Here is a 7,453-nt window from a genome sequence, read left to right as displayed (position 1 = left end):
TCGCCCACCATCATCCCCCACGCAAATCAACGACCCACAGAATCACAATCCAATCGCCGCCGCCACAAAACATTCACAGGCTCTGAGGCGCGTAGGCCAAAGGCCGGAGCCTCGAAGGACGCGCTCCAGCATTGCTTCTAGCATCCATTGGCGCCGGTGGCCGACCTCGTCCTTCGAGGCCCCTTCGGGGCACCTTAGGATGAGGTCGGAGAGAGGTCGCGGCCAACGTTCCTCATCCTGACGCGCAGGCCAAGGGCCGGAGCCTCGAAGGACACGCCCTGGCATTGCTTCCTGCATCCATCCAACCCCGCCTCGCAGAAAAACAAAAAATCGATTTTCATTAAGGATCCCGCGTAAATTGCGGACTGCCGACGTCTCGTGCCGGAGACGGGTGGTTCTTACCCGAGTTAGCGCCTTGCACTCGGTCGCATGGTCGGGCAGGTTGGCGGCGCGAAGATCGATTCAAGGAGGCCGATGTGGCGCGAAGCTACAGCGTCTATGACGTGTTCACCGATCGAAAGCTTGCGGGCAACCCGCTGGCGGTGGTTTTCGACGGCGACAATCTCAGCGACGAGGCGATGCAGGCGATCACCCGAGAGATCAATCTCTCCGAGACGGTTTTCGTGCAGCCTTCGACCAATCCCGCCTATGCGGCGAAGCTCAGAATCTTCACGCCGGGCCGCGAGCTGCCCTTTGCCGGTCATCCCACGGTCGGCACGGCGGTGGCGTTGGCCGAGCGGGCTCACGGCGCAGCGGCGCTCGATCTCGTTACGGTGCTCGAGGAAAATGTCGGGCCGGTGCGGTGCGCGGTGCGGCTGCGAGAAGGTGAGGCGAGTTTTGCCGAATTTGACCTGCCGCGAAAATCGCAGCAGGCGGTCATGCCGCTCGACAAGCTCGGTATTGCCGATGCGCTGTCGTTGAAGGTCACCGAAATCGGCTTCGAAAATCACGTCCCCTCGGTCTGGAGCGCCGGCGTTCCGTTTCTGCTCATTCCGGTGCACGATGTCGGCACGGCGCAGCGGGTGGAATTCGATCCGCAGCTTTGGGAAAAGATCGTGCCCTTCGCCGATGGCGCGCTTGCCTCGGCCTATGTCTATTGCCGCGGCGGCGTCAATCACGTGGCGAAGTTCCATGCGCGCATGTTTGCCAGCGGTATGGGCATCGTCGAGGATCCGGCCACCGGCGCGGCGGCGGCCGCGCTCTCCGGCGCAATCCGCCATTTTGACCGGCTGACGGACGGGCACCATCCGATCATGATCGAGCAGGGCGTCGAGATGGGCCGTCCGTCCTTCATCCACCTGCATATCGATGTTGAGGGCGGAACGATTTCCAACGCACGGATCGGCGGCCAGGCGGTGCGGCTGGCGAGTGGCACACTCGATCTTTGAGCTATGCGAGCGCCGCGCTCCGGCAGGCGGGACGCTCTATCATCTCGAATTGGCGCGTCATCCCTCTCGAAGATCGATTCCGATTTCAGGATTGTGCGCCGCATTTCGGCACTGCGGAAAAATCTTTGAGATTAACCAAAGAATTTTCGCTGATGCGCTGGACAAGCCTGCCGATCCTGTTTATACGCCCCGTCACACCGCGCAGCCAAGCGCGAACGGGTGATTAGCTCAGTTGGTAGAGCAGCTGACTCTTAATCAGCGGGTCGTAGGTTCGAGCCCTACATCACCCACCAAATCTCTTGATAGGATTGATTGAATCGCGTCAGGGCATGGTCTCGTTTCGAGGCCGGCGGCATGTTTCGGCATGACTGGCTGCGTCGACCTGCGCACCCTATCTCTCCCTCGTTAACGGGAGGGGTCCATGAGAACCGTCATCTTCGTCGTGGCTTTATCCTTGCCGCTGCCCGCCTTTGCCGCCAGCGCAATGGAGGTCAGAGCGGGGGACCACAGCTGCAGCAAGCTTGCGCAGATCATCCGGCAGAACAAGAAGGTCTTTGTCCGTGTCGGTTTCGGTGGCCGCAGCTTCCGCTACCCGCCGGCACAGTGTGGCATGGGCGACAAGCGCAGCACCACAAGCGTTCGCGATGCCGGGGGGAGGCCTTGCGTTCTGGACTATGCCTGCGTGTTCGACCCGGCGTCGCCCTATAATTTTCCCTGAAATCAGAATTCGTTCTCAGTTGCGTGGGATATCATCCAAAACCGCTCACGTTTCTGCCGTTCATCACGATCTCACATTCAGGAGTTTCCATGAAAAGCGTCTTCTTGGCTTTTGCCCTGTTGTTTCCGTCCGCAGCCCTTGCCGTCGAGGCGGTAGAGGTCAATGCCAGGGATCACAGCTGCAAGGAGCTTGCGCAAATCATCCGTAAGGACAAAGCCGTTTTCGTGCGTATGGGCATCGGCGGTCGCAGCTTCCGTTATCCGCCGGCCCGATGCAACCTGGGTGACAAGTACGACACTGCAACGGTGAGGGATGGAGACGGGAACATGTGCGTTCTCGACTACGAGTGCGTGTACGATCCGCAATCCTTCTACAATAGAATTCCCAATTAATCGGGCTGCAGGTTCCGCTTCACGCGGCGACCGTGAAATCGCTCGGTCTTCCCCGATAGACCAAGAAAAAAGGCCGGGCGAAACTCGCACCGACCTTCCTCGATCTGTCTCAATGACGGCTGCCAGTACATCCGTGGTCAGCCGTCAGAGACAAATTTAATAATCTCTAAATAAGTGCCGATTGCGGTTATTCAAGGGCTGGCCGTAGAAAAGAAGCTGGTGCCGATCTCGACTTTGAGGTTAGGGTCGCCCCAGTATCTTACGCTATTCAATGCATAGATCCTCCTTGGCGTGTCCTGCAGGATGCGCCAAGGAGGCATCTAGCGCGGCTTCTTACGACCGGAGCGGTTACTGCTGGGCAGGAGCGGCCGGCGGGGTGGCCGGTGCAGGTGCCGGAGCAGGCGTTGCGCTGTTATCGGTCGGAGCGATCGGTTTAGCCGGGGCCGGCTCGGACTGGGTCGTGGAGGCTGTCGTATCCGGCGAAGTGCCGGGAGATGTGCTGCTCCACTGCGAATAGGCGAATGCAGCAACAGCGATCACGGCCAATGCAGCAACCCAAACAACCCACGTATTGCTGCTGCGCGCCGGCGGCGTCGTGCGCAGGTCCAGGTTCGGGTTCAGCGGGCGATTCGGATCGTTGGGATTATTGGGGTCGTACGTCATGGTACTTTCTCCTCTTTCGGTAAGGGAAGAAATGGATGAGTGGGACTTTTGTTCCATTCCGGGGCCGAAGCGTTTGTATTGGCGTGGTTTTTGGGGCTGGAGGGGTTTCCGAAGCGTCGGTGGTATACTCCTGTACAGACACACCTGGCATTGTTGCCCTTTGCAGGCAATGAAAGATGTGCCGTGTAGCCCCCTCATCTGCCTGCCGGCATCGACCGGGGTCGAGCCACTGGTCTCGACCCGTCCTTCGGACCCCCGCTGGGCAGAAGGGGCTCGTGGTGGCGCCTCGCTCCAATTGCGACGTTTGCGGTAGATTTGGCCACCGTGCGGCTCATCCCCTTCTCCCCAGCGGGGAGAAGATGCCGGCAGGCAGATGAGGGGGTGAGGAGCGCTAGCGACGAACGCCTTGAGCGGCAAGCGAAAGGCATTGCGGAGGATGACACCCGAAGAGATCTTCGGCTGTCATATGCACGGCACAGCCGCCGTATAGACGGAAACAACCGCAGCGGAAGCGTTGTCCTTGACAGGGCGGGGTGTCTTTGCCAATGCTTTGGGTCTGGGGCTGCGATCACCCCACGAGGCGACATGCTGAAGAATCGCGTCCGGTAAAACCGATCAACGGAGGGACGCGTCATGCCGTCATTTCTCGAAATATCTCCCGACAAGCTCAGCCGGCTCATCGGAACTCCTGGGGCGCCTTGCATCATCGACGTCCGCACGGACGAGGATTTTGCGCTCGATCCGCGCCTGGTGCCGGGTTCGATCCGGCGCGAGCACGCCGAGGTTGCGTCCTGGGCCGATAGCATCGATGCCGATGCCGTCGTCGTGGTCTGCCACAGGGGAGCCAAACTCAGCCATGGTGTCGCCGCCTATCTCAGGCATGCGGGAATTGAGGCGGAAAGCCTCGAGGGTGGCTTCGAAGCCTGGGCCGCGGCCGGACCAGCGGTGCCCGAGGCAAAGCTGCCGCGCCGCGACGCGCAGGGACGCACCGTCTGGGTGACCAGGGCGCGGCCGAAGATCGACCGCATCGCCTGTCCCTGGCTGATCCGGCGCTTCGTCGATCCGAATGCCGTCTTCCTGTTCGTGCCGGCGCCTGAGGTTGTCGCCGTCGGCGAGCGCTTCGGGGCTGCGCCCTTCGACATCGAGGACGTGTTCTGGAGCCATCGCGGCGAGCTCTGCACCTTCGACGTGATGGTCGAGGAGTTCGGGTTGGCGTCCGAACCGCTCTTGCGCCTGGCGCAGATCGTCAGGGCGGCGGATACGGCCAGGCTCGATCTCGCACCCGAGGCGTCCGGTCTCCTTGCCGCCTCCCTCGGCCTCTCCAGAATGTATTCCGACGATCTGGAGCAGCTCGAGGCCGGAATGCTTCTCTACGATGCCTTCTTCCGTTGGTGCCGCGATGCGACCGAAGAGACCCACAACTGGCCCGCGCCGAAAAAGAGGGCATGAGATGGTCGATATGACGGAGAATGCGCCCGCCGGACAGGCGGGCAAGAAGGACGCGGGCGAGGGGCATCACCACGGCGTTTCGTTCGGGGAGGCCTTCCGGGTGTGGCTGCGCGTCGCCGCCTTGAGCTTCGGTGGCCCGGCCGGCCAGATCGCCGTCATGCACCGGATCATCGTCGACGAAAAACGATGGATCGGCGAGCACCGCTTTCTGCATGCCCTGAATTATTGCATGCTGCTTCCTGGGCCCGAGGCCCAGCAGCTCGCCGTCTATATCGGCTGGCTGATGCATCGCACATTGGGCGGTCTCGTCGCCGGCGTGCTCTTCGTGCTGCCGGGCTTCCTGTCGATCCTCGGCCTCAGCTATATCTACGCGGCTTACGGCAGCATCGGCATCGTCGCCGGCCTATTCTTCGGCCTGAAGGCGGCTGTCCTGGCGGTCGTCGTGCAGGCCGTCATCCGCATCGGCAGCCGGGCGCTGAGGAACCGCGTCATGCTTGCCGTCGCGGCCGCAGCCTTCGTCGCCATCTTCTTCTTCCACGTGCCGTTCCCGCTGATTGTGCTGGCCGCGGGAATTATTGGCTTCTTCGGCGGCAGGCTCGGCCTCGACGCCTTCAAGGCGGGCGGCGGCCACAAGGCCGCAAGCGGCGCGGTGCTGTCGGATGCCGAATCGGCGCTGGGCGAGGGTATTCCGGCGCATGCGCGCCCCAACCTCGCCTGGTCGCTGCGCATATCGGCTATACTGCTCGCCCTCTGGCTGGTGCCGGTCGCCGCCCTTTACACGTTCTTCGGACCAGGTGACGTCTTCAGCCAGATCGGCCTCTTCTTCAGCAAGATGGCGGTCGTCACCTTCGGCGGCGCCTATGCCGCGCTCGCCTACGTCGCGCAGCAGGCCGTGCAGCATTTCGGCTGGCTGAAACCCGGCGAGATGCTGGACGGTCTCGGCATGGCCGAGACCACGCCGGGGCCGCTGATCATGGTGCTCCAGTTCGTCGGCTTTATGGCCGCCTTTCGCAATCCAGGCTCGCTCGATCCGATGCTTGCCGCCACCCTTGCCGCGATCCTGACGACATGGGTAACCTTCGTGCCCTGTTTCCTTTGGATATTCCTTGGTGCGCCCTTCATCGAAAAGCTGCGCGGCAATGTGGCGCTTGCCGGGGCAATGTCGGCGATCACGGCGGCGGTGGTTGGGGTCATTCTCAACCTCGCCATCTGGTTCGGGCTGCACACGCTGTTTGCCGAAGTCGCGCAGGTCAGTTTCGGCAACCTGCAGCTCGATATTCCCGAGCTGCAATCTGCCGTACCGGCGGCAATCGCGCTCTCCGCCGCCGCCGCCATCGCACTCTTCCGCTTCAAGACCTCAGTTATTGCGACGCTCTTCGGCTGTGCGATCGCAGGCATGCTTTGGACGCTGGCGATGAATTGATCAGGCCTCTGCTCCCTCGGCGGGAATGCGGGTCGCGAGCATCTTGTCGATGCGCATGCCGTCCATGTCGAGCACCTCGAAGCGCCAGTCTTCGAAGAGGAAGGTTTCACCGGCTTCCGGGATATGCTGAAGCTGATGCAGCGCGAAGCCCGCCAGCGTATGGAAATCGGCGTCGGGGCGATCCTTGAGGCCCAGCCGTTCGAAGGCGTCGAAGGCCGGCATCATCGCGTCGATCAGCAGCGAACCGTCTTCACGTACGACGATGTCGGGCTCCTCGTCGGCGCCCGGCAGATCGCCGGCGATGGCTTCGAGCAGGTCTGTCTGGGTGACGATGCCCTCGAGACTGCCATATTCGTCGACGACGATGGCAAGGCGCACGGGCGACGCCTTGAAGCTGTCGATGACGCGCACGACCTTGCTACCCTCATGCAGCACCAGGGGCTGCTTGATCACCTCCAGCGGCCTGACCTTGCCGCCGTCGAGGACCTGATCGAGAAGATCCTTCTTCAGCACCATACCGATCGGCTCGTCGATCGAGCCGCGGGCGACCAGCAACTGTTCATGGCTGCATTCTCGGATCGTCTTCAGAATCTCCGCCTCGCTGTCGTCGGCATCGAACCATTCGATGTCGAGACGCGGGGTCATGATGTCGGAGATCGGCCGGTCGCCGATATTGAATACCCGTTCGACGAGCTGTTGCTGCACCTGGTTCAGAAGACCCGCCTCCTGGCTCTCGGCGACCAGCAACTTCAACTCCTGGGGCGAGTGGAACGAGGATTCGCCGGTTCCGGCGCGCAGGCCGACCGCCCGCAGCACAAGGTTGCCCATACCGTTCAAGGTGAAGATCGCCGGCTTGAACAATAGCAAGAAAAGGCCGAGGGGGCGCACGACCGCAAGCGAGGTAGCCTCGCTGCGCTGCAGCGCCAGGCTTTTAGGCGCGAGCTCGCCGAGCACGATATGCAGCGCCGTGATGATGACGAAGGCGATGACGATGGCGATGGTATGGGCGCCGGTCGTTACCCATGGCTCAGGCAGCCAGGAGAGCAACGGTTCGATCAGATGGGCGAGCGCCGGCTCGCCAACCCAGCCCAGAGCCAGCGACGAGATGGTGATGCCGAGCTGGGTGGCGGCGAGATTGGCGTCGAGATTGTCGATGGCGCGCTGGAGCGCGGAGGCATTCATGCGACCGGCCGCGACAAGCTCGGCAACACGGCTGCGCCTCATCGAAACTAGTGCGAATTCGGCGGCGACGAAGAAGCCATTGGCAGCGACGAGAAAGAACACGGCTAGTATCCCGACAAAGTCGAAGAGCCCGCCCGCGGATTCGGACATATTTTGCTTACCCCTGAATTGATGCGAGTCCGAAACTACACGCTCGCGCAGAGCTGGCAAGGCGCGGCCGCCATTCTTGCGATGCCGC

The 7,453-nt window shown here is 62.0% G+C and carries 7 protein-coding genes and 1 tRNA gene; 6 read left to right on the top strand and 2 right to left on the bottom strand.

All coding sequences use genetic code 11. The features are described from left to right. Positions 1-476: 476 nt before the first annotated feature. From GGD53_RS28985 to GGD53_RS28970, 4 genes are all read left to right on the top strand, one after another. On the top strand, positions 477-1,388 hold the full coding sequence (locus GGD53_RS28985; protein ID WP_064803601.1) for a PhzF family phenazine biosynthesis protein: 912 nt from the start codon (positions 477-479) through the stop codon (positions 1,386-1,388). 217 nt (positions 1,389-1,605) lie between these two features. Next, positions 1,606-1,681: transfer RNA gene (locus GGD53_RS28980), tRNA-Lys, on the top strand. Positions 1,682-1,809: 128 nt separating this feature from the next. Then, entirely contained in the window at positions 1,810-2,106 is a 297-nt protein-coding gene (locus GGD53_RS28975) for a hypothetical protein (RefSeq protein WP_184460153.1), read from the top strand. An 89-nt stretch (positions 2,107-2,195) separates the two neighbouring features. Then, complete coding sequence (locus tag GGD53_RS28970) at positions 2,196-2,498, top strand: hypothetical protein (protein WP_184460152.1); 303 nt, start codon at positions 2,196-2,198, stop codon at positions 2,496-2,498. Between the two features lie 348 nt (positions 2,499-2,846). Here the strand turns inward: GGD53_RS28970 and GGD53_RS28965 are convergent, their stop codons facing one another. Further along, positions 2,847-3,161: a hypothetical protein gene (locus tag GGD53_RS28965; protein WP_184460151.1), complete on the bottom strand. Its 315-nt coding sequence runs from the start codon at positions 3,159-3,161 to the stop codon at positions 2,847-2,849. 633 nt (positions 3,162-3,794) lie between these two features. On the opposite strand from GGD53_RS28965, the gene GGD53_RS28960 reads away from it, so the two are divergent. After that, complete coding sequence (locus GGD53_RS28960) at positions 3,795-4,610, top strand: chromate resistance protein ChrB domain-containing protein (protein WP_184460150.1); 816 nt, start codon at positions 3,795-3,797, stop codon at positions 4,608-4,610. A gap of 1 nt (position 4,611) precedes the next feature. Then, complete coding sequence (gene chrA, locus GGD53_RS28955) at positions 4,612-6,033, top strand: chromate efflux transporter (RefSeq protein ID WP_184460149.1); 1,422 nt, start codon at positions 4,612-4,614, stop codon at positions 6,031-6,033. On the opposite strand, the gene GGD53_RS28950 is transcribed toward chrA, so the two are convergent. After that, positions 6,034-7,365: a hemolysin family protein gene (locus tag GGD53_RS28950; protein ID WP_184460148.1), complete on the bottom strand. Its 1,332-nt coding sequence runs from the start codon at positions 7,363-7,365 to the stop codon at positions 6,034-6,036. Between the last annotated feature and the right edge of the window lie 88 nt (positions 7,366-7,453).

This window comes from Rhizobium aethiopicum (assembly GCF_014197535.1).
Lineage (GTDB): Bacteria > Pseudomonadota > Alphaproteobacteria > Rhizobiales > Rhizobiaceae > Rhizobium > Rhizobium aethiopicum_A.
This window is presented reverse-complemented; position numbering and strand designations above follow the sequence as displayed.